This is a genomic window from Rothia nasimurium (assembly GCF_928381705.1).
Taxonomy (GTDB): Bacteria; Actinomycetota; Actinomycetes; order Actinomycetales; family Micrococcaceae; genus Rothia; species Rothia nasimurium_G.
In genome coordinates this window covers 51,708-73,676 of the sequence record NZ_CAKMSR010000002.1, presented here as the reverse complement: position 1 = coordinate 73,676, position 21,969 = coordinate 51,708, and the positions used below count along the sequence as shown (strand labels likewise).

At 62.3% G+C, this 21,969-nt stretch carries 20 protein-coding genes, 6 tRNA genes and 1 riboswitch; of the genes, 19 read left to right on the top strand and 7 right to left on the bottom strand.

Annotation, left to right across the window (positions count from 1 at the left end; translation table 11 throughout):
* Positions 1 to 2: 2 nt before the first annotated feature.
* The gene (locus tag L6762_RS02070; RefSeq protein ID WP_237185345.1) at positions 3 to 1,274 is read right to left on the bottom strand and encodes an HRDC domain-containing protein; all 1,272 of its coding nucleotides are present in this window, start codon (positions 1,272 to 1,274) and stop codon (positions 3 to 5) included.
* A 103-nt stretch (positions 1,275 to 1,377) separates the two neighbouring features.
* Positions 1,378 to 1,800: a peptide-methionine (R)-S-oxide reductase MsrB gene (gene msrB / locus L6762_RS02065; RefSeq protein WP_237185344.1), complete on the bottom strand. Its 423-nt coding sequence runs from the start codon at positions 1,798 to 1,800 to the stop codon at positions 1,378 to 1,380.
* 83 nt (positions 1,801 to 1,883) lie between these two features.
* Between msrB and L6762_RS02060 the strand changes: the two genes are divergently transcribed.
* Positions 1,884 to 3,197, top strand: coding sequence for an alpha/beta hydrolase family protein (locus tag L6762_RS02060; protein WP_237185343.1), 1,314 nt, complete (start codon positions 1,884 to 1,886; stop codon positions 3,195 to 3,197).
* Here the strand turns inward: L6762_RS02060 and ybaK are convergent.
* On the bottom strand, positions 3,135 to 3,629 hold the full coding sequence (gene ybaK / locus L6762_RS02055; protein ID WP_185173059.1) for a Cys-tRNA(Pro) deacylase: 495 nt from the start codon (positions 3,627 to 3,629) through the stop codon (positions 3,135 to 3,137). The genes L6762_RS02060 and ybaK overlap by 63 nt on opposite strands.
* Before the next feature lie 233 nt (positions 3,630 to 3,862).
* On the opposite strand from ybaK, the gene zapE reads away from it, so the two are divergent.
* Positions 3,863 to 4,921, top strand: a complete 1,059-nt coding sequence (gene zapE / locus L6762_RS02050) for a cell division protein ZapE (RefSeq protein ID WP_237185342.1) — start codon at positions 3,863 to 3,865, stop codon at positions 4,919 to 4,921.
* Here the strand turns inward: zapE and L6762_RS02045 are convergent.
* On the bottom strand, positions 4,918 to 5,487 hold the full coding sequence (locus L6762_RS02045; protein ID WP_237185341.1) for a GNAT family N-acetyltransferase: 570 nt from the start codon (positions 5,485 to 5,487) through the stop codon (positions 4,918 to 4,920). The two genes, zapE and L6762_RS02045, sit on opposite strands and share 4 nt — an antisense overlap.
* A gap of 229 nt (positions 5,488 to 5,716) precedes the next feature.
* Between L6762_RS02045 and L6762_RS02040 the strand changes: the two genes are divergently transcribed.
* From L6762_RS02040 to L6762_RS01975, 14 genes are all read left to right on the top strand, one after another.
* Positions 5,717 to 5,789 (top strand) — tRNA-Gly (locus L6762_RS02040).
* Between the two features lie 24 nt (positions 5,790 to 5,813).
* A tRNA-Val gene (locus L6762_RS02035) sits at positions 5,814 to 5,885 on the top strand.
* 33 nt (positions 5,886 to 5,918) lie between these two features.
* Positions 5,919 to 5,994, top strand: a tRNA-Gly gene (locus L6762_RS02030).
* Between the two features lie 273 nt (positions 5,995 to 6,267).
* Positions 6,268 to 7,176: a DUF559 domain-containing protein gene (locus L6762_RS02025; RefSeq protein ID WP_237185340.1), complete on the top strand. Its 909-nt coding sequence runs from the start codon at positions 6,268 to 6,270 to the stop codon at positions 7,174 to 7,176.
* A gap of 207 nt (positions 7,177 to 7,383) precedes the next feature.
* Positions 7,384 to 7,456, top strand: a tRNA-Gly gene (locus L6762_RS02020).
* Between the two features lie 49 nt (positions 7,457 to 7,505).
* Positions 7,506 to 7,579: transfer RNA gene (locus L6762_RS02015), tRNA-Cys, on the top strand.
* 1 nt (position 7,580) lies between these two features.
* Positions 7,581 to 7,652 (top strand) — tRNA-Val (locus L6762_RS02010).
* Positions 7,653 to 7,734: 82 nt separating this feature from the next.
* Entirely contained in the window at positions 7,735 to 8,562 is an 828-nt protein-coding gene (locus L6762_RS02005; protein ID WP_237185339.1) for an MOSC N-terminal beta barrel domain-containing protein, read from the top strand.
* A gap of 27 nt (positions 8,563 to 8,589) precedes the next feature.
* The gene (locus tag L6762_RS02000; RefSeq protein ID WP_237185338.1) at positions 8,590 to 10,269 is read left to right on the top strand and encodes a hypothetical protein; all 1,680 of its coding nucleotides are present in this window, start codon (positions 8,590 to 8,592) and stop codon (positions 10,267 to 10,269) included.
* Positions 10,270 to 10,337: 68 nt separating this feature from the next.
* Positions 10,338 to 11,558 (top strand): CapA family protein, encoded by a 1,221-nt coding sequence (locus tag L6762_RS01995; protein WP_237185337.1) that lies wholly within the window; start codon positions 10,338 to 10,340, stop codon positions 11,556 to 11,558.
* A 126-nt stretch (positions 11,559 to 11,684) separates the two neighbouring features.
* On the top strand, positions 11,685 to 12,566 hold the full coding sequence (locus L6762_RS01990; RefSeq protein WP_237185336.1) for a PD-(D/E)XK nuclease family protein: 882 nt from the start codon (positions 11,685 to 11,687) through the stop codon (positions 12,564 to 12,566).
* 23 nt (positions 12,567 to 12,589) lie between these two features.
* Complete coding sequence (gene def / locus L6762_RS01985; RefSeq protein ID WP_237185335.1) at positions 12,590 to 13,189, top strand: peptide deformylase; 600 nt, start codon at positions 12,590 to 12,592, stop codon at positions 13,187 to 13,189.
* A gap of 36 nt (positions 13,190 to 13,225) precedes the next feature.
* Positions 13,226 to 14,152, top strand: coding sequence for a methionyl-tRNA formyltransferase (gene fmt, locus L6762_RS01980; RefSeq protein ID WP_237185334.1), 927 nt, complete (start codon positions 13,226 to 13,228; stop codon positions 14,150 to 14,152).
* Positions 14,153 to 14,154: 2 nt separating this feature from the next.
* Positions 14,155 to 15,942, top strand: coding sequence for a transcription antitermination factor NusB (locus tag L6762_RS01975; RefSeq protein WP_423817077.1), 1,788 nt, complete (start codon positions 14,155 to 14,157; stop codon positions 15,940 to 15,942).
* 104 nt (positions 15,943 to 16,046) lie between these two features.
* On the opposite strand, the gene L6762_RS01970 is transcribed toward L6762_RS01975, so the two are convergent.
* Positions 16,047 to 17,399: a Na+/H+ antiporter family protein gene (locus L6762_RS01970; RefSeq protein ID WP_237185332.1), complete on the bottom strand. Its 1,353-nt coding sequence runs from the start codon at positions 17,397 to 17,399 to the stop codon at positions 16,047 to 16,049.
* A gap of 168 nt (positions 17,400 to 17,567) precedes the next feature.
* On the opposite strand from L6762_RS01970, the gene rpe reads away from it, so the two are divergent.
* Positions 17,568 to 18,233 (top strand): ribulose-phosphate 3-epimerase, encoded by a 666-nt coding sequence (rpe, locus tag L6762_RS01965; protein ID WP_185173050.1) that lies wholly within the window; start codon positions 17,568 to 17,570, stop codon positions 18,231 to 18,233.
* 6 nt (positions 18,234 to 18,239) lie between these two features.
* Positions 18,240 to 19,034, top strand: a complete 795-nt coding sequence (locus tag L6762_RS01960) for a hypothetical protein (RefSeq protein ID WP_237185331.1) — start codon at positions 18,240 to 18,242, stop codon at positions 19,032 to 19,034.
* A 6-nt stretch (positions 19,035 to 19,040) separates the two neighbouring features.
* Here L6762_RS01960 and L6762_RS01955 read toward each other — a convergent pair whose 3' ends face one another.
* Both L6762_RS01955 and L6762_RS01950 read right to left on the bottom strand, forming a co-directional pair.
* Positions 19,041 to 19,343: a hypothetical protein gene (locus L6762_RS01955; protein WP_237185330.1), complete on the bottom strand. Its 303-nt coding sequence runs from the start codon at positions 19,341 to 19,343 to the stop codon at positions 19,041 to 19,043.
* 69 nt (positions 19,344 to 19,412) lie between these two features.
* Positions 19,413 to 20,834, bottom strand: coding sequence for an MFS transporter (locus L6762_RS01950; RefSeq protein WP_423817075.1), 1,422 nt, complete (start codon positions 20,832 to 20,834; stop codon positions 19,413 to 19,415).
* A gap of 149 nt (positions 20,835 to 20,983) precedes the next feature.
* Positions 20,984 to 21,117: riboswitch (FMN riboswitch) on the top strand.
* A 140-nt stretch (positions 21,118 to 21,257) separates the two neighbouring features.
* On the opposite strand from L6762_RS01950, the gene pnuC reads away from it, so the two are divergent.
* Complete coding sequence (gene pnuC, locus L6762_RS01945) at positions 21,258 to 21,968, top strand: nicotinamide riboside transporter PnuC (RefSeq protein WP_237185329.1); 711 nt, start codon at positions 21,258 to 21,260, stop codon at positions 21,966 to 21,968.
* Position 21,969 lies beyond the last annotated feature (1 nt).

The following is a 21,969-nucleotide window of genomic DNA, read 5'->3' as shown; positions in this document are numbered from 1 at the left end:
CCTTACTTTGTAGATGAATGTCTAACCCGGGCAAAAATATCAGCCAGGTCAGGGGCTATAAGTTCAATCTGCCACTGGCGTGCCCCAAGTTCAAGCAGGGCTACCCTAAGTTCCTCAACGGACGACCCGGTAGGCGGGTCCCAGCACAGGCGGCGCAGTACATCGGGGGCAAGGACGTTCTCCTGCGGCATGTTTAGGCGCTCGCCCACAGCGAGCACCGCAGGTTTTGCCTCAGCAATGAGCAGGGCGGACTCGGGGCGCTTGACCTCCCACGCCTTCAGCGGCGGGGGACCGGACGCCGGGGTCGTGAAGGGGACGGGCTCCGCCTCCTTCTTCGCGTCCGCCAGGGCCTTCAGCCAGCGCGGCGCCTCCCGCTTGAGAGCGCGGGTTTGAAAGCCGGGAATCTGCAAAATAGCCGGGACGGTGCGCGGCATCAGCCGGGCAGCAGTAATCAAGGACGCATCGGGCAGCAGACGCTTGGGGGCAACGTCCTTCTTCTGCGCCAGGTGTTCACGCTCGTACCAGAGGTTGCGCAGGGCGGTGAGCTGGCGGCGGGTTTTCAAATCGCGAATACCCTTGGTCTTGCGCCAGGGGTCGGGCTTCTCTTCACGCTCAGGGTGCTCACACACGTAGCGGAACTCCTCAAGCGCGTAGGCCAGCTTGCCCTGGGCCCGTAGCTCATCTTCCACCGCATCGCGCAGATCAAGCAGAATATCAACGTCTAAAGCGGCATAGTTCAGCCAGACGGCGGGGAGCGGACGGTGGGACCAGTCCACGGCAGAGTGCTCCTTGGCCAGCTTGTAGCCCAACAGGTTCTCTACCATGTACCCCAGCCCGACGCGCTCAAACCCGGCAAGGCGTCCGCCCAGCTCGGTATCAAAGAGGGCATCGGGGTACATGCCGATCTCCGCCAAACACGGCAAATCCTGGGTTGCGGCATGCAAGACCCACTCAGCCCCGGCCAGGGCGTCATTAATCAGGGTGAGGTCATCGAAACTCTCGGGGTCAATCAGAATCACCCCGGAATTACCGCGCTTGAGCTGCACCAAAAAAGCTCGCTGACCATAGCGAATGCCAGAAGCTCGCTCGGTATCAACAGCAACCGGGCCGCTCTCGGCCGCCAAAATATCGGCAACGCGGTGCAGGCCGCGTTCGGTGTTAATGACGCTCGGCGTGCCTCCCTCAGGCTCGTCGAGATACACCACCTCGGGGATACTAATCCCCTCAGGTAAATCAAACTGAGAACCTGTTCCCCCTACAGGTTGCGCCACCATAAAACTCCCTCCCGGTGGAAAACTACCTCCCTATTATGCCAGGTTTTGCCCAGCCCTACCGGGGTGAGCGTTGTCCGCTCACCCATACCCCCGGACAGAGAACCTACTCAGCTACCGGCTTCTCGTGCAGGGTCAGGCTGATGGAGTTAATGCAGTAGCGCAGGTCGGTGGGGGTGTCATAGCCTTCCCCCTCAAAGACATGGCCCAGGTGCGAATCGCAGGCAGCGCAGCGTACCTCAACGCGCACCATACCTAAAGAGCGGTCCTCGATGTAGCGCACCCGGTCAGCAGCGAGCGGCTCAAAGAAAGAGGGCCAGCCGCAGTGGCTCTCAAATTTCTCGGTCGACCGGAACAGCTCGGTACCGCAGGCCCTACAGGCGTAGACACCCTCGGTGGTGGTGTCCCAATACTCACCGGTAAAAGCCCGCTCCGTGCCACCTTGGCGCAGCACCGCGTACTCATCGGGGTTCAGAACTTCCTTCCAGTTCTTGGCAATGGCACCAAGGCCGGGCAGAGAATCACTCATAGCTTGCTCGCTTTCATCACGGCTGTATCTGTGCACCAGTATAAGCAGGCGCAGGGGGCTCTTATTCCCGTAAACTGGACATTATGGCTACTGAGCACGCACACCCCACACCCGCCCGCACCCTCACCCTAGCTACCGTAGCGGGGGTTGCCGGGGCCGCCGGAGCGACCCTGGCCTGCGCCGCTGCCCTGGGCACCGCAGGAATCGCCACCCACTTCGCCCGCAAAATCGTGGTTCCCCCCAAGGCGCCGGTTGAGGACGTCCGCGTGCACTCCCTGGGCTACAGCAGCGCCGACATCGCCGAGGGCCAGCAGCCTACCAGCATCCGTATAGACGCCACCGAGCGTACCTTGGCCCCGGGCCACTACGGCTTCTACTTCTCGGGCGGGGCGGGCTTTGCCCTGCTGGGGGAGCTGACCTCCTACCTGCCGGGGGATAGGACCGTGGTACGGAGCATCGAAAAAATTTACCGGGGCGATATCGCAGGCATTAAGCGCGGACGCCTGACCGGCGTGGTTGCCACCAACCCGGCAATGGCTGGCTACCGGGCAGAAGATATCGAACTATCTTTGCCAGTAGGTGTTGCACCGGCCTGGGTCGTGCACCCCGGCGCAGCCCTGGACCGGCAGGGAGCAAACGACCCCGGTGCACCTGAGCCCAGCGACACCTGGGCCATCATGGTGCACGGCATGGGCGCAACCCGCGCCGAAACCCTGCGCGCCCTCGACGCCACCCAGGCCCTGGGCCTCACCAGCCTGCACATGAGCTACCGCAACGACCGCGAAGCACCCGCCAGCGAAGACGGCCGCTACGGCCTGGGATTCACCGAATGGCGGGACGTCGAAGTCGCCATCGACTACGCCCTGGCCCACGGCGCTCGCAGCGTGGTGCTCTTTGGGTGGTCTATGGGCGGGTCAATCTGCATGCAGACCGCCGACCTGGCCCGTAACCGCCGGGCTATTCAAGCCCTGGTGCTAGACGGCCCTGCCCTGGACTGGCTTGAGCTCATCCAGTACCACACACACCTGAACAAGATCCCGCTGCGCATCGGGCAGCTGGGTGTACAGATGATCACCCACCCCGCCCTCAGTACCCTCACCGGGCTGAAAGAACCCATCAGCCTGCAACAGATTTCCTGGCCCCACCGGGCAGGTGACATTACCGTGCCTACCCTAATCATGCACTCGGTAGATGATACTTACGTGCCCTACCAGCCCTCACAGGCTCTGGCGGAGCTATCGCCCCTAGTGGACTTTGTACCCTTCGAAAAGGCCCCCCACACCAGGGAATGGAACGTAGACCCGCAGCTCTGGTTCGACACCGTCACCGGCTGGCTAAGCAGCCGCAATATCGGCGTAAGCCCCCTGCGTCAGCGCAACCAGGTCATCGGCAGCTAGCTCCACATCCAGGCCGCGCCGCCCACCCGACACCAAAATCGTGTCAAAAAGCTGGGCAGTTTCGTCCACCAGGGTAGGGTGAGCCGTCTTCTGCCCCAGGGGAGAAATACCGCCCACCACATACCCGGTGCGCTTCTCCGCCACATCAGGGGCAGCCATCTTCGCAGACTTCCAACCCAGCGCAGCCGCAGCAGCCTTCACATTCAGCTTGCCACCCACCGGCACCACACAGACCGCAAAATCCTTCTCGTGGGTAATCATCAGGGTCTTAAAAACCTGCTCGGGGGAGCGGCCCAGCTTTTCGGCAGCCTCCAGACCAAAGTTGGTTTCACCGTCCACATGCTCATACTCGCGCACCTCAAAAGCGGTACCGGTCTGCTGCAACAGAGCCAGAGCAGCCGTAGCCGCCCCCTTCTTCTTCGCCTTCGCCACCGTTTCTCTTCCCTTTCACTCACGTCAATAGGTATGCACCTACCAGCCTAAAACGAGAAGCTGCCCACCGGCGTCCGCCCAGAGCCTCACCAGCAAATCTGTGAACAAGCCAACCGGCTTAGAGTCAGCCCCGCACTAACCCCACCGCAACATTGGGCAACCTGCCCACCAGCTACTAGACTGTGGGTGTACGAATCACCAGCGCACCGTCGCGCCCAAGGGAAAGACCACACGTGGCAACCTATACCCACCTCACCGACCGCACCCCCCACGTCTCAGCCGACGAACTCCTCTCAGGGTTCAGACCCTCAGAACGCTTCGGTGAAGTGTCTTTCAATACCTACCGCCCCGACCCCGCCCAGCCCTCCCAGCAGGCAGCAGTCGACGCCCTGCGCGCCTTCGGCGAAACCATCAACCGCGGCGGATCAACCAGCGGGGGCGGCTTCTTCGGCAAACTCTTCGGCGGCGGCAAAAAGAAGGACGACACCAAGGCCGGTCTCTACCTCGACGGCGGCTTCGGCGTGGGTAAAACCCACCTGCTCGCCTCCCTCTGGCACATGGTCGAAGGGCCCAAAGCCTTCGGCACCTTCGTCGAATACACCAACCTGGTCGGCGCCCTGACCTTCCGCAAAACCGTCGAAGCCCTTTCACACTACAAACTGGTCTGCATCGACGAATTCGAACTCGACGACCCCGGCGACACCGTACTCATGTCCCGCCTCATGCGCGAACTCGCCGAAGCAGGCGTCAAACTCGTCGCCACCTCCAACACCCTGCCCGGCGCCCTCGGCGAAGGTCGCTTCGCCGCAGCCGACTTCAAACGCGAAATCCAGGTACTCGCCGACCAATTCGACGTGCTGCGCGTCGACGGCGAAGACTTCCGCCACCGCGGCCTACCCGCTGCCCCCGCACCCGTCGCAGATGCTGATTTCGATTCCCTGGTCGATAGTCGTTTCGACGGGCTTGGCACCGTCGCCATCGACGACTTCGAAGCCCTCATCGACCACCTCTCCCGCGTGCACCCCTCCCGCTACCGCCAATTCATCGACGGCCTCGACGCCATTGCCTGGCGCAACGTCACCACCATCACCCAACAAGCCGTCGCCCTGCGCTTCGTCGTCCTCGCCGACCGTCTCTACGACAAAGACCTCCCCATCATCGCCTCCGGCGTACCCTTCGACCGGGTCTTCACCGAAGAAATGATGACCGGTGGGTACCAGAAAAAGTACTTCCGTGCGGTTTCACGCCTTACTGCCTTGGCCCGTGAAGGGATGTTGGACGATAAGGCCTAGCCGGGGAAACCCAGCTCAGCCCAGCGGTCGCGCGTCAGCTCAGCGGCGCGCATATCAAGCAGGGGAGTGGAGCCGTCCTCAAGCGGGCGGCCCGGCTCGCTTTTCACCAAGGTACGGAAATCGGTAAATCCAACCCGGTGAGCCACCCGCTCGGACGCCTCGTTATCAGCAAGCGCCTTCCAACTCACCCGATCAAGGCCCAGCCCCTGGGGGTCCAGGGCAAAGCCCATCACTATACCTAGGGCCTCGGTCAGAAAGCCCTGACCACGGCTACCCGGTGCTAACCAGTAGCCGACCTCAGCCGAAGAATCTGTGACGTTAAACAGGCTCACCACACCGGCGAAAACCCCGCTCGCATCAATACCCCACACCAGCTCATGCCCGCTCTCGCTCGCCTGATGGGTGTAGGCAACGAAATCACGGGCAGTCTCTTCCGTATAGTTCAGGGGTACGGATAGACAAAAGCGAATAATGTCCGGGTCCTGGCAGGCCTGAGCCATCGCCGCTGCATCGGCCTCACGCAAGGGGCGCAGGGTAAAACGTTCGGTGAGAAGCTGGGGGTGCATGAAAACTCCACGATGAATAGAAATGTTTTTTACAGTGTACGCGCTCAAAGATGTGGCGCAGGGCATAGAAGAAAAATTTTGAACTGGGCGGGGTTGCGGCGGTAAAAACCGCGAAAACACGCGGTAAAAAAGGGTTTACGTGAAGGTGCGTGTTGATTTGGCAGGAGCCAGAAAAGTGTGTAAAGTATTTACTCGTTGGTTCGGTTCCCCAAAGGAATTGAAACACAATGCGGTTGTAGCTCAGTTGGTAGAGCACCACCTTGCCAAGGTGGATGTCGCGAGTTCAAGTCTCGTCAACCGCTCGCAGCACTCCTTGCGAGTGTAATGCGCGATTGGCGCAGCGGTAGCGCACTTCCTTGACATGGAAGGGGTCACTGGTTCGATCCCAGTATCGCGCACTGGATGAAAATCCATTGCAAATAATTGCATATGCGGTTGTAGCTCAGTTGGTAGAGCACCACCTTGCCAAGGTGGATGTCGCGAGTTCAAGTCTCGTCAACCGCTCCACGTAAGCCCCGGCTCAATGAGTCGGGGCTTTTTTATTCCGCGCGAGCGTATGCGTGTGGTGCATGATTTGAGGTTTTTCTGCCGAGCGTGCGTCATATCGCTGAGCGTGCGGCAGACAGATGCACGCTCAGCGATATGGCGCACGCTCGCTTAACCTGTGGAAAACTGCCGGCTCAGTCGGTAAAAGCCGCTGAAAACCCCGAGTTATCCACAGTGTCGCTGAAATCTTCAGAAATAAATGGTTCCCGCTCTAAGGCATTTCACAATAGCGCTATGAAAGAACTTAGCGACCGGGTCAAAACCTCACGAGAACTTGCCGCGAGAGGGATCTCGCACACGCGCGTCCGCACTTACTGCGCACAAGGGCTCTACGCCAAAATTGCCCCCAACAGCTACTGCCTAACGCGCGAATGGAATTCCCTCACCCCAGAACAACAACTAAAAGTCAGGCACTACGCATTCGCTAAAAATCACCCGGGGTATGTTCTGAGCCATGCCTCGGCGGCACTGTTCTGGGGTGCTCCTTTTCTGAGTCTGCCTGGCCATATCTGGGCTAGCGTGCCCTCGGCGCATATTAGGGCGCGAACGCCACATCATAAAATTTTTTCTAATCGAGCAGTAGAGTGCGAGCGGGCGCTACTGCACGAAGGGGTCTACCTGACCGACCCGCTGCAGACCTCAGTTGATTGTGCCCGCACCCTTCCTCTGACTGAGGCACTGTGCATCGTGGACTACATGCTGAACAGTAAGCTCTGCTCGCCGGCTGCTTTGAAACCACTGCTGATGAACGTGAGTGGGCGAGGTGCTGCGCGGGCCCGCCAGATCGCGCAGCGAATGAGTCGGTACGCGGCCTCTCCTGCAGAAACGATTGCCAGAAACCACATGATTGACTGGAAGTTTCCCCGGCCACAAGAGCAGGCCAAGCTGGTGGTTAAGGGAAAGGTTTATCGGCCAGATTTTCTGTGGGAAGAGCTGAAGCTCATCTTAGAAGTCGATGGGGCCATCAAATACGACGGTACCTACGGAGAGCCAACCGGGGTGATACAGCGGGAGCACCTGCGACAAAGGGAGCTTGAACAGCTCGGATACGTTGTGGTGCGTGTGAGGTGGGACGACATTACCGCGCACCCCGAGAATCTTAAAGACCTACTAATGCGCCACGGGCTGAAGCCAGTTACCTAGTGCCGGGGCGGCTTTTTGGCGAGCGTGCGTTAAATCGCCGAGCGTGCGGCAGAAAGATGCACGCTCGGCGATATGGTGCACGCTCGTTGTGTAGGGGGGGCGGACGCACGGGGCGGCCTCGATCTGGCAGGGAAGTCAAGCGGGCGTAGAGCGAGCTAGGCAGCTCGGTTGAAACTCTGCCTGGCTTCGTGTAAAGTAATGCGAGTTGCGGTTGTAGCTCAGTTGGTAGAGCACCACCTTGCCAAGGTGGATGTCGCGAGTTCAAGTCTCGTCAACCGCTCTCTCGAAAACAACTCGTTTTCGCAACTCAGGCCACGGTCTGAGCGTGTGGTGGGGTGGTCGAGTGGTTAGGCAACGGTCTGCAAAACCGTGTACGCGGGTTCGAATCCCGTCCTCACCTCCACGCGCGATTGGCGCAGCGGTAGCGCACTTCCTTGACATGGAAGGGGTCACTGGTTCGATCCCAGTATCGCGCACAAAGAAAGGCTCCCTAGCTAAAGCTAGGGAGCCTTTTGCTTACCCCGCATACATCAGAACACGCTGTGCAAGACTAGAACCATGCACCTCACCGTCACGCACTTCGGCTACAGCCCCCTCAAAGGTGCCCGCCATCAAGCGCGCACCACAGCCGAGATCACCGCGTCCGGCCCCCTCTACAACCGCCGCTGGGCCCTCGTCTCACCCGCCGACCGCACCGTGCTCCGCACCGTTGCCCACCCGACCCTGATGGGAATTACCACCGATCTGACCGCCCGCGACGGAAAGACAGACCTCACCCTGCACATACCTGGGGCGGGTAGCTACACCGTTCCCGCCCTCACCAAGGCTGCCACTAGAACCTTCACTTCGTGGGGCGCTACAAAGCAGCTGGCGGTCTACAAGCACCCGGTCAATGATGCCCTGAGCACCCACCTGGGCAAGCCCGTGGCCCTGGCTTTTGCTCCCCGGCAGAATCTGGTCTACGACGGCGCCCTATCACTTGTCGGCAGTGCGACCTTGGACGACATAGCCGCGCGGCTCAACCCCGAGAACCCTCCGCCTGCAGACGAGTTGGGCGCCAGGCTGCGCTGCAACCTGGTGGTCGAGACCTCAACGCCCTACACCGAAGATAGGTGGCAGGGGACAACGCTGACCCTCCAGGCAGGACGCGGCGTGCCGGCTGAGCTGCACGGTCTGCAACTGGTTGCTGGCGAAGGTATCGGCAGATGCGCTGTGATTGACTACCAGCCAGACACCGGCCAGCGCACAGCTAGTTTTCTCAAGCTCTTGGCCTCCTATCGTCCTAGAAACCAGCGCGGTGAACCAACGGCGGGTATATACGCGAGCCTCACAGCTACCGCGCCGGGTCTGCTGTCCGGCCCTGTAAAGGGTGATAATAAAGGGTAAAGACCCTCAACGAAGAAGGTGCCCCCCGTGACTGTCTACCGCCCTTTCCCTGCCCTTGCCAGTTTGCTGGCTACCGGCGTCCTGCTTCTCACCGCCTGTAGCGCCCCCACGACTACCTCGACCGAGCAGAGAGGTAGGGTGAACATGGACGACTTGCTCGCCGTGCAGGTGCCCACCGGGACCCCGTCCATCGAGCTGGAATGGGCGGACGGCCCCCACGCACCTGCTGACCGAAAGGTCGAGGAGCGCGTGTGGGCTGAGGACGACACCGTAAAACTCCATCAGGTTGATGTTGGGAACGTGACGGTAGGGGGCTTCACCGCCCCGGCCCGGGGTACCTTTGCCGAATCCAGGAGCACTGCTGGCCCCAAGCCGCTGATTGTCATCAGTCACCTGCGCGGCCCCAACTGCACTGGGGAAAACTACACCTACCCCTGCCCGAGTGGGACTGAAGAGATCCGCTACGACCGGGGCATGAACTACCTGGCCCATGAACTGGCGGCTCAGGGATACGACGTGCTGATCCCCGACTTGGGGTCGGTCTTTATCGGGTCAGATGTGGAAGGTGCCTACGACCAGCGAGAACTCTGGAAGGCCGTGGTCACCGAGCTCATATCAGCTGCCCAGAGCCCCAACGATGCTACCGGTATCACCCTGGATGACGCGGGCGATATCACTCAGGGCCAGGTTGGCCTGCTGGTTCACTCGCGCTCCGCCAGCATGATTGAAGCTGCCCACGAGATCTTCGGCGACGGGCTCAAGAGCGTCATGGCCTACGGGCCCTACTACGCGACCGAAACCCCCGAGACCTTTGCACCGGCTCTACCCGATGTTCCCTACCTGTCGCTGACCGGGGAGCTTGACCAGGACGTCAAAACCGCTGGTAACCGCCTGCTCACCCGCTACCTGGCTACCCCGCGCATCGCCCCTGCCTACGAGGTGGGTGTTGAGGGGCTGGGACACCTGTCCGTGAACCGGGCTCTATCTGCGGCGGGAGTCGATGACCGCGTCGGTTGCGACCTGATGGACTGCCCCGACACCGCCACCCACGAGAAGGTTCTCACCGAATCAGCAACCAGCTGGTTCGCAGCCACCATGCCTATCGAGGGCTACCAGATGGATGCAGCGGGCGATATCGACCTGGCACCGGTGGTCCCGGCCTCGTCCGCCGCCCTGCCCACCTCCTTCCCTCAAGAGCTTGCTGGCCTGCCCACCCGCTGGCTGGCGGCCACCCACCGCCCCGAGGCAACCAGGCTAACGGCTCTTGACCTTACCCACAGTGGGGACTCAACCCTCTGCACCCTGCCCGAGAACGTGGTAGCTGCCGCGGGGGCGTCCGCCTGCCACGAGCCCCAGGCTGGTGTGGCTGAATCCACCGTACCGCTGCTGACCTTTACCCACACCACCCTGACAGGCTCCTGGCCCGCAGCCGATGCCCTGGCCCTGCACCTCATGCCCTTCGGAGCGCCCGCCGACCAGCAGGGCTTGCAGGTCACCATCACCACCGACCGCGGGCGCCACACCGAGACCCTGCCCGCCAGCACCCCGGCCATTGCCGGTCGGGTGACGGACTACAGCGACGGCTACTACATGCCCTCGACTGCTCGCCTGGCTCTGCCCAAGGAGCTGCAGGGGGCTACGGTAACGTCCATCGAGTTGCAGGGCGGGGCTTCAACCTACGCCCTGGCAGGCGTAGACATCTGGTAACAATATGTACCCTGCGGCACCTTTAGGTAGGGTTGTGGTGGTAACACCCCTGCTGAAAGGACCCCACCGTGCGCCGTCACCTCTTTGCCTTCCTCTGCCTGAGCACCCTAGCCCTGGCAGGTTGTAGCTCGCAGACGACGGAAAGTAGCGGGGCGGACGCCGCCGCTCAGCAGGACGGGCAAGGGCAGGTGGCACGCGCAGAGGCAGGGCAGACCAGCGAATCGGGTACCCTGACTGCGTCGGCAGCAGGTGGAGCCTGCGGCGAGGCAGACTGCGTCTCCCTGCTCTTCACCGGTGATTTTCTCATACACAACATGCTCTGGGATCAGGCTGAAGCTGATGCAGCCGCAGCCGGGGCCACCGGATTAGATTTTAGGCCCCTCATCAGCGAGCAGAAGCCCTACCTTGATCGCGCAGATTTGGCGGTCTGCCAGATGGAAACAGCGGTTGCCACCGAAGACGGCCCCTTTTCTGGCTACCCCAACTTCAATGTGCCACCCCAGATTTTGACAGCCGCAGCGGACACCGGGTGGGATGTCTGCATGACGGCCTCTAACCATTCGTTCGACCAGGGTACTGTGGGGCTAGAGCGAACCTACCGTGCGGTTGAGGCCGCCGGTATGGGTGTTACCGGCACCTCGCTGACCGAAGAAGAAGCATCCCAGCCCGATATTTTCACCACCGCCAACGGCGCCCGGGTAGCAATTATCACCGGAACCTACGGGCTCAACGGTTACGTTCCTGAACACCCCTGGCAGGTCGATATGCTCGACTCAGAAGCCATGATTGCTAAGGCTGCCCGTGCCCGCGAAGAGGGCGCTGACCTGGTCATTGCCAACATGCACGCTGGCGATGAGTACGTGCACGAGCCCTCTGCCCAGCAGGTTGAGGTGGCACACGCTCTTGTTGATTCAGGGGAGTTCGACCTGATCGTGGGCCAGCACGCCCACGCCGTACAGCCCATCGAATACTACAAGGGAACCTGGATTGTCTACGGCATGGGGAACAACCTCACCGAGCTTTCACCCTCCTACGTTGCCAACAACGAGGGAATTATGGTCAACCCTATTTTTGAGCGAGGGGAGGACGGCACCTGGCAGGTGCGCGATTTCCGCTGGGTTTCTAGCACCATGGTCGATGACCCTGCCTACCGTTACTGCATAACCTCACCCAGCCGTCCTGCCTCCGACTGTGTTGATGAAGACTACGCTCAGCAGTCCAATGCCCGCGTCCAGCAGGTTGTTGAGTCTATGGGGGCGGCTGAGGCCGGTGCCCGCCAGTGGAGCTAGGGTAAGCGGTCTAACCCGCTCGCCCTCTCGTGCCCGGGAAGAGAGGTGCGTATAATCGATAGAGCGCCAGATACGCTGTGAAGGCTGGGCGCTTTTCGATTTTTCTCCCGACGTCAGGACGGCCGCGTGACCACACCCATGCTAGCGTCAGCAACCGACCACGGTCGCATGTACGCGCGCACGGTCGGCGGGGAGCTACTGGTTCCCTCGATTACCACGGTGATTGGGCAGCAGGCTAACGACCTCTCGGGCTGGCACGGCTATATGGCCGCCAAGGCCGCCCTGGAAGACCAGCGTTCCTACCGGGCTTCTAGCTCGGCTGGGCTTAAATTCGCGGTGATTCGGGACGCCGCAGCCGCCTCGGAGCGCTACCGCGACGCAGCGGCGGCGCGGGGGGACCGCGTGCACAATTACGCGGAACAGGTAGCACTGCGCGCCATGGGCCTGCCCCACGAGATAGAGGGCTATCGCGAAAACCTCATCGCCCACGGTGAGCAGGCCTACGCCGACCGCTTTGACGAGTGGTGGGACCTCTACCGGCCCAAGCCCCTGGCCACCGAAGTGACCATCTGGAACGAAACCGTGGGCTATGCCGGTACCCTCGATTTGGTCGCCGAAATCGCTGGTCACACCTGCATTATCGACTACAAAACCAAGGGCACCGACCGCAAGGGGCGGGTCAAGCCCCTGGACGATAAGGTGGTCATGCAGCTGGTTGCCGGCGTCAAAGCAGAAGAAGCACTGGTTGACGGTGAACACGGCAGCTGGGAACCCTGGCAACACGGGGGAGCGAGCATCCTCATGGGTGTTGCCCTGGGTGAAACCCAGGTGGTGCCCCAGCAGGCCAACCCCCGGGTACTAGAACGTAACTGGTACAAGTTCTGCGCCCTCAAACGGGTCTGGGATCTCAACCGCGACCTCTCCGAAACCCCCGAAGACTCCCTCATGCCGGTAGTTCCGCCCCCGGCAGCTACCGGAACAGACCTACCTGACGCAGCGGCGTCCTAACCTCACCGACGAGAAAGAGAAGCATGACTATTCTGCCCATTCGCACCGTAGGCGACCCCGTGCTACGCACCGAGTGCGACGACATCACCGTATTTGACGCCGACCTGGAAAAACTGGTGGCTGACATGCTCGAAACCATGTACGACGTTGAGGGAGTAGGTCTAGCTGGGCCCCAGGTGGGTATCTCTAAGCGCATCTTTACCTTCGGCAATATTGACGGCCGTGAGGGGCACATCATCAACCCCGTGCTTGAGGTAGGAGACGAACCCCAGGAGGGCGGCGAGGGCTGCCTGTCGGTACCGGGCCTGTCGGCTGCCACCCCGCGCAAGAACTGGGCGCGCGTGACCGGCGTGAACTGCAAGGGCGAGCCGGTGGTCTACGAGGGTGAGGGCCTCTTTGCCCGTATGCTTCAGCACGAAACCGACCACCTCTACGGCACCATGTTCATCGACCGGGTTGAGGGCGAAGACAAGAAAAATATCTGGCGCAAGATTCGCCAGGCCGACTACAACCAGGTTGCCGCCGCTGTGCAGGGTGAACGCGCCGCGAAAACTTCATCGGGCTTTGGTGCCCTGGGTGGTTCCTTCGGCGCTGCTAAAAAGCCCGGCGCTTTTGGTATCTAAACCTGCTAGTTCGAAAGTTTGAGTGGAAAGGTAAGCATGAAGGTTCTCTACGCCGGTACCCCGGAGGTCGCCGTCGCGCCCCTGAACGGCCTGCTTGAGGCGGGCTATGAGGTGGTGGGGGTGCTCACCCGCGAGGACGCCCCCGTCGGGCGCAAGCGGGTGCTGACCCCGTCCCCGGTGGCAGCCCGCGCCCAGGAGCTGGGCCTGCCCATCATCAAGGCCAACCGCTGGTCCGATGAGGTTGCGGACGCCGTCGCGCAGCTGGGTGCCGATATCGCGGCGGTGGTGGCTTTCGGCGTCCTGCTGCCGCAGAGCGCCCTCGACCTGCTGCCCCAGGGCTGGATTAACCTGCACTTCTCGCAGCTACCTGCCTGGCGCGGGGCAGCTCCTGTACAGCGGGCCCTGATGGCGGGGGAGACCGAGATCTTCTCCAACACCTTCCGTATTGACGCAGGGCTCGATACCGGCCCGGTCTTCCGGTCCGAATCGGCGCACGTGGGGGAACTCGATACCGCCGGGGACATGCTCAACCGCCTGGCTTCGACCGGCGGCGCCCTGCTGGCTGCTACCTTTGACGATATTGCCGCCGGGGCTACCGGCACCCCGCAGTCCGGCGAAGCCACCCACGCAGCCAAGCTCACTATCGACGATGGCAGGGTTGATTTTGCCCGTTCCTGCGCTGACGTTATTGCCCAGCTGCGCGGTGTGACCCCCGAACCCGGGGCCTGGGCAGAACTGGACGGAGCCCGCTTCAAACTCGGCATGGCCAAGGCCAGCCAGGCGCAGCCTGTGGGGGAGCCCGGAACCCTCTTCTGGGCCGGTAAAAAGGTGGCCGTCACCTGCGCCGACGGTGCTCTAGAACTGACCCAGGTGCAACCTGCAGGCAAGAAAATGATGAACGCCGCCGACTGGGCGCGCGGTCAGGGCTCGGCCCTGGCAGAAGGGAAAGTGGTGCTGGTATGAGCATGAACGCAGGTGGACGCGGAGCAGGCGGACGCTCGAACGGCGGCAAGGGCCGGGCGGGGGCTAACCGATCCGGTGCTAACCGGGCTGGCCAGGGCCGCAGCGGGGCTCGCAAGCGCGATGACCGCACCCAGCAGGGGCAGGCCGGGGGCACCCCGAACCCCCGTGGCTCGCGCGGTAACCGCAACCCCGGTGGCGAGCCCCAGGCCAAGCGCGGCGGCGGGGGAGAGACCCGCCGCAATGCTAAGGGGCACGAGCGTAACCGCAAGGCGGTCAAGGACCGGGCGTTTTCGGCGTCCGCTCCCTCACAGCGCGCCCGCACAGCAGATAGGGCCCGCACCGTGGCCTTTGAGGTGCTGAGTGCTGTTGCCCTGGACGACTCCTACGCGAACCTGGTGCTGCCCAAGGCGATTCGCTCTGCCCGGCTTGATGCCCGCGACGCTGGCTTTGCCACCGAGCTGACCTACGGCACCCTGCGTAACCAGGGCACCTACGACGCGATTTGGGCCCACTGCGTTGACCGCCCGGTGGAGAAAATCGGTACCAAGATTCTGCTGGTGCTGCGCCTGGGCGTCCACCAGCTGGTGGCCATGCGCGTGCCCGACCACGCCGCCCTCAACCAGACGGTTGCCCTGGCCCGCGCCGAGATCGGCACCGGCCCGGCTAACTTTGTGAACGCGGTACTGCGCAGGGTTTCTGAGCGAACCCCCGAAGACTGGTACACCCTTATCGCCGAGGAAGCCCCCGACGAGCTCACCCGTCTGGCCCTTGAGAAGTCTCACCCGGCCTGGGTGGTGCGCTCCTTCCGTCAGGCTCTGGCTGCCCACGGCCGGACCCCCGGCGAGGTTGAGGCCCTGTTGGACGCCGACAACGCCTCACCCGTGGTCAACCTGGTTGCCCTGCCTGGCCTGGGAACCCTGGACGAAGCCCGTGCCGCCGGTGCCGAGGACGGCCCCCTGGTTGAGGGTTCCGCCCTCTACTCGGCAGGCGACCTTGCCCGCCTTGAATCGGTGCGGGAGGGTACCGTTCGTGCCCAGGACGCCGGCTCCCAGCTGGTTGCCCGCGCCCTGGCTGACGCTCCCCTTGAGGGCAGCGACAGCAACTGGCTTGACCTCTGCGCCGGCCCCGGTGGTAAGGCCGCCCTGCTCGGTGCCCTGGGCGCCCAGCGCGGGGCCCGCCTGCTGGCCAACGAAGCTGCCGAGCACCGGGCCGAGCTGGTGCGCCGCTCCCTGGCCCCGCTGCCGTCCGCCTCCTACTCGGTAGTGGCTGGTGACGGTCGCCAGATTGAGCGCACCGTCGCTGCGGGTACCAATCTGCCCGAGGGAATGCCCAGCGATGTGCGCTTTGACCGAGTGATGGTCGATGTGCCCTGCTCAGGTCTGGGCGCCCTGCGCCGCCGCCCCGAAGCCCGCTGGCGCAAGAGCCCCCGCGACATCGCTGAACTGCTGCCCCTGCAACTCGACCTGTTTAAGGCAGCAGCATCAGTTACCCGCCCCGGCGGCCTGATCGCCTATGTAACCTGCTCACCCCACACCGCTGAAACCCAGAGTATTGTTCACGATATTCTGCGCAAGGTCGATGTAACCCTGTTGGACTCCGGTGCTGCCCTGCGGGCCGTTGCCCGCAGGGACGAAACGGGGGCGTCCGTCCTTGCCGGGGAACTGGACCCCGCCTTCACCCCCGAAGCGCCCAAGGGAGCGACCCTAGCGGAGGGGGCTACGACCGCCCAGCTCTGGCCGCACATCCACGGCACCGACGCCATGTTCTTCGCCCTCTTCCGCAAGAACTAGGCCCCTGAGCTTTCACCGAACACAAGGGGACCGCAAAACTTAAAAAGGACCGCGTATTATGCGGTCCTTTTTAAGTTTTGCGGTCCCCTTAGGGCACAGGGCGACTAGAGAACCATCGCCGCTACCCAACCTGCAATCATCAGGGGGATGTTGTAGTGGATGAAGGTGGGAATCACCGAATCACGGATGTGGTCGTGCTGGCCGTCCACGTTCAAACCGGCGGTGGGGCCCAGAGTGGAGTCGGAGGCAGGGGAGCCCGCGTCGCCCAGGGCACCGGCGGTACCGATAATAGCCACGGTAGCCAGGGGCGAGAAGCCCAGAGCCAGGCAGAGGGGTACATAGATGGTGGTGATGATGGGCAGGGTGGAGAAGGACGAGCCGATACCCATCGTCACAATCAGACCCACCACCAGCATGGCCATGGCAGCTGCTGCCTTGTTGCCAGCGAAGAGGTCAGCCACGGTGGTCACCAGGGGGTCAACGTCGCCGGTGGCATCCATGACCGCAGCGAAACCCTGGGCCGAGATCATGATGAAGCCGATCAGGGCCATCATGCGCATACCAGCGGTGAAGACATCGTCGGCCTCCTTCCACTTGACCGCGCCGGTGACCATGAAGATGGTCAGACCGACCAGGGCACCGACCAGCAGCGAGTTAGCTTCGGTGCCCAAAGCCTGCATAACTACCTGAACCACGAAGGTTGCAACAATAGCGATGATCGCGACGACCACGTTGAACTTCTTGACCTCGGTGGTCACGGTTTCAGTGGGTGCCAGCTCAATGGTCTGGTAGGCGCGGGGCTTACGGTAGCTGAAGAAGACCGCAATTAGTAGACCAACGACCATGCCCAGGGCGGGGATAGCCATGGCGGTCATGACGTTGATGCCGCTGGTATCCATACCGGCTAGTTTGATGTTGCCCAGCAGAATATCGTTGAGGAAGATCGCGCCGAAGCCTACGGGCACGTACATGTAGGTGGTGACCAAGCCGAAGGTGAGCACGCAGGCAATGAGCCTGCGGTCTAGCTTCAGGCGGTTAAAGACGGCCAGCAGGGGCGGAATAATTAGCGGAATGAAGGCGATATGAACGGGAATCAGGTTCTGCGACATAATCGACATGGCCAGAATACCGGCCAGCAGCAGCCACTTGACGGTAAATTCGATGCGATGGTTGGTCTCTGAGCTTTCTGAGCCGACCTTGGCAATGATGCCGTTGGCGATGAGCTGGGGCAGGCCCGAGCTTGAAACCGCCATGGCAAAAGCACCGAGCAGGGCGTAGGAGAGCGCCAGCATAGCGCCGCCGGAGAGCCCCTCCTGGTAGGCGACCATGGTGCCATCCAGCCCGAGCCCGCCCACAAGACCACCCACGAGAGCGCCGATAAAGAGCGCCAGGACGACGTGTACGCGTACTGCGGAGAGGACGAGCATGACCAGGACCGCAAGCAGAACCGAGTTCATAATTTTCCTAACCGTTGAATAAATATGTCAAAGACCGTTAAAGTGTAGTCCTCTCTAGGTGCGGGGCGTCCCTGAAAACCACCCATTGGACTGTGATGGGGCTTGCTTTTCGCTTGTCCGGGAGCGCGGCACTACGATGGGTATAAGACCGGCAACGAAAGGACGCCCATGACCTGCCTGATTAACCCTTCCATTTTGAGCGCTGACTTCTCTCGGCTGGGGGAGGAGCTCACCGCTATCTCGACCGCTGACGCCGCCCATATTGATGTGATGGATGGCCACTTCGTTCCCAACCTGACCTGGGGGCTGCCCGTCGTGAAGCGCCTCAAAGAGGTCTCGCCCATTCCTTTTGATGTGCACCTGATGATTGAGGACGCCGACCGTTGGGCCCCTGCCTACGCTGAGGTTGGGTGTGAGTCAGTGACCTTCCACGCCGAGGCCGCTATCGCTCCCATCAAGCTGGCCCGTACCCTGCGTGAAAGCGGTGCTAAGGCGGGCATGGCCCTGCGCCCTGCCACCGGCGTTGAACCCTACATGGATATGCTCAGCGAACTCGACATGCTCCTGATTATGACCGTTGAACCGGGCTTTGGCGGCCAGGCCTTCCTTGACGTTACCCTTCCCAAGATTAAGCGGGCGGCCGCCGCCATTGAGGGCTCGGGGGCTGAGGTGATTCTGCAGGTTGACGGTGGTATCACCGAAGAAACGATTGTGCGTGCGGCCGAGGCCGGTGCCACCTGCTTTGTTGCCGGTTCGTCTGTCTACGGTGCGGACGACCTCGAAGCCGCTATCGCGGGCCTGCGCCGGGCTGCCGCGTCCGCCCATACCCACTAGGATGCCATGACCCAGAACCTTACTCCCCTTGAAGAAGCCGACCGCGAGCTGGCCCGTGCCCAGGAGCTCATCGCTGCCGGGCAATTGGCCGACGCCCTGCCCGCTCTGCAGGCCGCCGCCGGTGGTTTTGAGAGCGCTGGTGAAGTCTTCGGGCAGATTCTTGCCCTGAAAATTTTGAGCGAGGTCAACCGCGACCTGGGGAATCTCGCGCCAGCTCTCACAGAAGTCACCCGTGCCCACGCCCTGCTGGCCGATGCTAAACCTGATGCCGAGCAGTTGCCCGACTTCGCCACCGAGGTGGGTTCCCTGCATGCTGAACTGGGCGACTTTGAGCGCTCCAAGACCTGGTACGCCCAGGGGCTGCGCGGCTATGAAGCTCAGGGGAATGCCGAGGGTCAGGCCCATAACCTGGTTGCCCTGGCGGGACTTGCCCGCCAGGCCCAGGATGAAGCTGGCGCCCAGGGCTATCTGGCCCAGGCTTATGAGCTGTACGCCGCGGGCAAGCACACGGTTCAGCTCATGCATGTGCGCAATGCCCAGGCTCAAGGGTTGCTGGCGGTGGGGGATACGGACGCTGCCCGCCCCCTGCTCAGCGAAGCCCTCGGTTTTGCTGAGGAGCTGGGCGACCAGGCTTTTCTCGCCGAGACCTATCAGCTGCTTGCCCTGGTCACAGCTCAAAGCGGGGACGCGGACGCCGCCCAGGGCTACCTGGTGCGGTCGGCGGAGCACTACGCCGCCGCTGGGGACGCCGATAATGCGGCCTTTGTGAAGGAGCTGCTGAACCGGCTCCCCGGCAACTAGTGAGCCTTAGGCCATGTTCTTCTCGGCCCGCTCGGCAGCCTGCTCGTTGCCCATAGAGCGGTGGATGGTGGCCAGCATGGTGTAGTAGGCTGCGGCGTCCTCTGACCCAGCAACCAGTACGGGCTTGGCTAGGGTCAGCACGTTCAGGGCCTGCTTGCCCTGGCCTTCGTCCAGCAGTTTCTGGGCGCCCTTTACAGCGCGGGCGACAGCCTGCTCGGGCTTGCGCTTGACCAGGTGCGCCACGGCACCGTGCTCCTGCTTGAAGGTGGTATCACGTTTTTGAATATTGGCGGGTTTCGCGTCAGACACAGCTCACCTAAGGTCGGGGGTAGAAAACTTTATGCACCTCAAGTGTAGCGACTGATGACCGTCTCGGGGTTAGGCGAGCTGCCTGCCGCGGGTTTCAGGCAGCAGGAAGGTCGCGCCAGCTGCCGTGCAGAAGGTTAGAGCAAACAGAACAAAGAGCCCCGAAACACCTACCAGCGGCAGCAGGGCGGGCACGAGTAGGGGAGCAGCGATAGAGGCTAGACGGCCGAAGCCAGCTGCCGCACCCGTGCCGGAACCGCGTAGGTGGCCGGGGTAGAGTTCTGGCCCGATGGCGTAGAGGGCACCCCAGGCACCCAGGTTGAAGAAGGAGAGCATGCAGCCGCTAGCTACCAGCGCCCAGACCTCGTGCGATAGGCCGTAGGCTACCGCTGCCAGCGCTGATCCCAGTAAGAAGGTAGCTAGGGTAGAACGCCTGCCCCAGCGCTCAATCAGCCAGGCACTCACCGCATAGCCCGGTAGCTGGGCCAGGGTCATGATGAGGGTGAAGGTAAAGGAGCTGATCAGGCTAAAGCCCTGCTGAATCAGTAGCGAGGGAATCCAGATAAAAGCCCCGTAATAGGCAAGGTTGATGCAGAACCAGATGACCCAGAAGGCAAGGGTGCGGCGGCGTAGCGCCGCTGACCAGATGGAGGTTGCCCGAGCCAGCTCGGCTGAAGCCTGCCCGGCAGCGGCAGGGGCGGACGGCGTCCGCGCAGCTTCTGCCCGCAAGGGCGGGGAGGTAGCGAAACCAGCGACCACGGACCGGGCGCGGGTAAGGTCGCCGCGTCGGGTGAGAAAGCGCACCGATTCGGGGAGCCCCCACCGCACCACCAGGGCGTAGAAGGCAGGGACGCAGCCGATGGCAAGAGCCCAGCGCCAGCCGTCCTCGGAGCGGCTCACGACGAAGGTGCCGATGAGGGCAGCGAGGATCCAGCCAACCGCCCAGAAGGCTTCAAGGACAACGACCATGCGCCCGCGCACAGCCTGCGGGGCAAACTCAGAAATATAGGTGGAGGCTACCGGCAGCTCAGCGCCGAGCCCCAACCCCACGATGAAACGCAACACCAGCAGAACGGTGAAGGTCGTAGCGAGGGCAGAAAAACCGGTAGCCAGCCCGTAGACCAGAAGCGTGCCGGCAAAGATTGCGCGCCGCCCAAACCTATCCGATAGACGCCCGCCCAGGGTGGCACCAATCGCCATGCCCAAAAACCCGATAGAGCCCAACAGCGATGCCTGCCCCGAGCTAATACCCCAGTGGGCAATCAGGGCAGCCATGACGAAGGAAATGAGGCCGATGTCCATGGCGTCCAGGGCCCAGCCGATACCCGTTACCCCCAGCAGGCGGGCATGGCGGCGGGTTACCGGGAGCTGGTCAAGGGCAGTGGTGAGTTGCTCGGCGCTCAGGGCCTCGGGGTTGAGGGCATCAGCAGTCGTGGCGGTAGTGAGTTGGCCGGGTGCGGACGCCCGGGGCTGGTTTTCGTGCGGGGAAGTCATGTGGCTCAGGGGGCAGGAAATAATGTCAAACTGACTTTATCAGTAAGGGCTTCGGGAAAGGCCCCGCACCCGACCAGATAGCGGGAATAAGTCACAATATGACGGTTACAGCCCCCGGCCGTGCTATAACTTGAAGGGTAAATATACATATCGTGCTCCGGGACCCGGTGAAAATCCGAACCTGCGGTGACAGCCCGCTAATTGACGGCACATCCACGTGCCCGATACCTGCAAGGTGGAATTCCTTGGCAGACAGTACAGTCTGGATGGAAGGTAGCACGAGCAAACCGTAAGGTGCCCCCGCGGCACCTGCCGTACCCGACTGCCTGGCCCACCGGCGTCCTCACCGACACCCACCGAAGCCAGCCAACACCGGGTACCCTCGATTTGTTCTCCCGGAGCCACTCGCTTTGGGAGTTTTTTATGGATTTCTTGCGGTGGCTCTTCGACGCTCAAATTGCGATTGGCGATAACCAGTCCCTCTTGGTGCGCGAAGTCCTTGGCAACATCTTTGGCCTACTATCAGCCCTCGGCGGCATGCGCCGCAAAGTCTGGGCCTGGCCCGTCGGTATTCTCGGCAACCTGCTTCTGCTCACCGTCTTTTTAGGCACCCTCTTCGGGTCAACCTACGGCACCGCTAACCTGCTGGGGCAGGCAGGCCGCCAGATCATGTTCATCGCCGTTTCCGTCTGGGGCTGGTACCGCTGGAACCAGACCCGCAAGACCGGGGACGCAGGCCAGGCAGCAGTGATTCCCCAGTGGGCCAGCTGGCGCGAACGGGCTTTCATGGTCGCCTTCATGCTGGTCGGCACCGGCGCCTTGACCCCGATCTTCCGTGCCCTGGGCTCCTACGAGCCGGTCTGGTCAGACGCCTGGATCTTCACAGGCTCCCTGCTCGCCACCTACGGCATGGCTAAGGGCTGGGTAGAGTTCTGGCTGGTCTGGGTCGCCGTGGACGTGGTCGGCGTGCCCCTGCTCTGGTCCGCGGGCTACTACGCCAGCGCCTTCATGTACCTCTTCTACGGGGCCTTCACCCTCACCGGTTTCTTCGTCTGGTGGCGCACCCGCAACCGAGAGGCTGGCAAGGTTGAAGTTGAAACCGGCTTCCCCGACCCCACCGTCGACGTACGCTAAC

What these genes read in the sequence shown, in the direction of transcription:
- L6762_RS02070 (WP_237185345.1), bottom strand. Translation starts at nt 1,274, where the DNA reads ATGGTGGCGCAACCTGTAGGGGGAACAGGTTCTCAGTTTGATTTACCT.
- msrB (WP_237185344.1), bottom strand. Translation starts at nt 1,800, where the DNA reads ATGAGTGATTCTCTGCCCGGCCTTGGTGCCATTGCCAAGAACTGGAAG.
- L6762_RS02060 (WP_237185343.1), top strand. Translation starts at nt 1,884, where the DNA reads ATGGCTACTGAGCACGCACACCCCACACCCGCCCGCACCCTCACCCTA.
- L6762_RS02045 (WP_237185341.1), bottom strand. Translation starts at nt 5,487, where the DNA reads ATGCACCCCCAGCTTCTCACCGAACGTTTTACCCTGCGCCCCTTGCGT.
- L6762_RS02025 (WP_237185340.1), top strand. Translation starts at nt 6,268, where the DNA reads ATGAAAGAACTTAGCGACCGGGTCAAAACCTCACGAGAACTTGCCGCG.
- L6762_RS02005 (WP_237185339.1), top strand. Translation starts at nt 7,735, where the DNA reads ATGCACCTCACCGTCACGCACTTCGGCTACAGCCCCCTCAAAGGTGCC.
- def (WP_237185335.1), top strand. Translation starts at nt 12,590, where the DNA reads ATGACTATTCTGCCCATTCGCACCGTAGGCGACCCCGTGCTACGCACC.
- fmt (WP_237185334.1), top strand. Translation starts at nt 13,226, where the DNA reads ATGAAGGTTCTCTACGCCGGTACCCCGGAGGTCGCCGTCGCGCCCCTG.
- L6762_RS01975 (WP_423817077.1), top strand. Translation starts at nt 14,155, where the DNA reads ATGAACGCAGGTGGACGCGGAGCAGGCGGACGCTCGAACGGCGGCAAG.
- L6762_RS01970 (WP_237185332.1), bottom strand. Translation starts at nt 17,399, where the DNA reads ATGAACTCGGTTCTGCTTGCGGTCCTGGTCATGCTCGTCCTCTCCGCA.
- rpe (WP_185173050.1), top strand. Translation starts at nt 17,568, where the DNA reads ATGACCTGCCTGATTAACCCTTCCATTTTGAGCGCTGACTTCTCTCGG.
- L6762_RS01960 (WP_237185331.1), top strand. Translation starts at nt 18,240, where the DNA reads ATGACCCAGAACCTTACTCCCCTTGAAGAAGCCGACCGCGAGCTGGCC.
- L6762_RS01950 (WP_423817075.1), bottom strand. Translation starts at nt 20,834, where the DNA reads ATGACTTCCCCGCACGAAAACCAGCCCCGGGCGTCCGCACCCGGCCAA.
- pnuC (WP_237185329.1), top strand. Translation starts at nt 21,258, where the DNA reads ATGGATTTCTTGCGGTGGCTCTTCGACGCTCAAATTGCGATTGGCGAT.